The following is a 2,046-nucleotide window of genomic DNA, read 5'->3' as shown; positions in this document are numbered from 1 at the left end:
TCAGATTCTATATATTTTTTTAAATCTCTAATTAGATAAGTTTTACTTAAATTTTTAACACTCTCAATTTGAATCATTCCCTTGAAAAATATGAATGCCATATTATTCGGATATAATAATAAACCAACTTTCAATAGTTCATTGGCTTTGTCGTAGTTTTTCCACAAAATTAAATATGAAATATACTTTTCCAGTAGCATTTTAGTATATTTATGAATTTTTAAATTCCCTATCCGTTTTGAATATTTATTGTGATGTTATCCTTAAATCTTAGAGTCACTATTGTATAATTTAGACAAAGGACAAAAACATGAAAAAACGCTACTCAAAAGAATTTAAAGAAACCCTTATCGCCTTCTATCATTCTGGTCAATCCGTCACCCAGCTGTCTAAAGAATACGACGTGGCCCCTGCAACAATTTATAAATGGATAGACCTCTACTCTAAATCTAATGAAAGCTCCGTCTCTAAAGCTGATTTTCTAGAATTAAAAAGACAACTGGCTAAAGTTAAGGAAGAACGAGACATCTTAAAAAAAGTATTGACCATATTCGCCGAGAAAAAGAAGTGAGTGCTGCGGATATGGCTCAAACCATACAAACTTTAGCACTCAATGTCAGACTAAGCTGTCAACTCCTTGATGTTCCTGAATCAAGTTATTATGAACGGATTAACCGACATCCATCTAAAACTCAATTAAGGAGACAATACCTGTCACTCAAAATTTCTCAACTCTTCAATACTAACCGAGAAATCTATGGTGCTCCTAAAATTCATCATCTTCTACTTAAACAAGGGGAAAAAGTCGGGTTAAAACTGGTACAGAAGCTAATGAAGCAACTTCAACTCAAGTCTGTAGTCATTAAGAAATTTAAGCCTGGATACTCACTAAGTGATCACATCAATCGAAAAAATCTTATACAGACTGAACCTACAAAGAAAAATAAGGTTTGGTCAACCGACATTACTTATATTCCTACTCAACAAGGATGGGCTTATCTCTCAACCATTATGGATCGTTATACTAAAAAAGTCATTGCTTGGGATTTGGGCAAGCGAATGACTGTAGAATTAGTGCAAAGAACTTTAAATAAGGCCATTAAATCACAAGACTATCCAGAAGCTGTTATTCTTCATTCTGACCAAGGAAGCCAGTATACGAGTCTAGAGTATGAAGAGTTGCTTAAGTATTATGGGATGACTCACTCTTTCAGTCGAAGGGGATACCCTTATCATAATGCCAGTCTTGAATCTTGGCATGGACATTTAAAAAGAGAGTGGGTGTATCAATTTAAATATAAGAACTTTGAAGAAGCCTATCAGAGTATTTTCTGGTACATCGAAGCCTTTTATAATTCAAAACGAATCCATCAAAGTTTAGGGTATCTTACACCTAATCAATTTGACTCGGTGCTTCTATCTAAATAAAAAACTATATAAATGAACTCACTTACTAAAAAGCCTCATAATAGAGGCATTTATTTCTCACGATTTATCTAGAAATTTATTTAACTCTAGCTTCTTTATCTGTATTGTCTTCTACTTTGTCTTTTACTTTATCAACTTGTTCAGAGGTGAATTTCCCAGTTGTTTGAGCCGCACTAGTCACTCGATCTTGAATACTTACATCATCTTCTTTTTGTTGCTCTTTCGTTTTAATATCTGTGACTGTTACGTTAACTTCAACAACTTCCAATTCTGTCATTGCCGCAACCTCTTTACGAATGACTTCTTTAATTTTTTCATAAATATCAGGCACATTCTTACGATATTCTGTAACTACTTTCAAGTCTACTGCAACCTGTGTTTTCCCAACTTCTACGTCAACACCTGTTGTAACATCATCAGTATTAATAAGTTTTCCTGTTAAGTTTGAGAAGAACCCACCTTCTACAGAAAGAAGTCCATCCACTGATTCTAATGCTAAACCTACAATCTTTTGCACAACTTTATCTTCATAAGTCAAAGTCCCCTTAATTTCTGGTTGGGTTTCCTTTGTTTTAGGAGTTTCTTTTTCTGCCATTGTTCCAAATGCTTTCATGTTTT

General features: G+C 33.8%; 3 protein-coding genes. 1 reads left to right on the top strand and 2 read right to left on the bottom strand.

Annotated elements, in window-relative coordinates:
- Positions 1 to 200, bottom strand: a 200-nt coding sequence (locus tag ABT160_RS46860) for a hypothetical protein (RefSeq protein WP_351656513.1), incomplete at its 3' end; no start/stop codon positions are given.
- Between the two features lie 110 nt (positions 201 to 310).
- Between ABT160_RS46860 and ABT160_RS46855 the strand changes: the two genes are divergently transcribed.
- Positions 311 to 1,428 (top strand): IS3-like element IS981 family transposase gene (locus ABT160_RS46855; protein WP_351656510.1). Its coding sequence is split into 2 segments (ribosomal slippage): positions 311 to 527 and positions 527 to 1,428, totalling 1,119 coding nucleotides; the frame shifts between segments, so codons are not numbered across the junction.
- A 76-nt stretch (positions 1,429 to 1,504) separates the two neighbouring features.
- Here ABT160_RS46855 and ABT160_RS46850 read toward each other — a convergent pair.
- A partial coding sequence (locus ABT160_RS46850) for an Asp23/Gls24 family envelope stress response protein (RefSeq protein WP_351656507.1) occupies positions 1,505 to 2,046 on the bottom strand: 542 nt, incomplete at its 5' end.

It is taken from the genome of Streptomyces sp. NPDC001941 (assembly GCF_040296945.1).
GTDB lineage: Bacteria > Actinomycetota > Actinomycetes > Streptomycetales > Streptomycetaceae > Streptomyces.
This window is presented reverse-complemented; position numbering and strand designations above follow the sequence as displayed.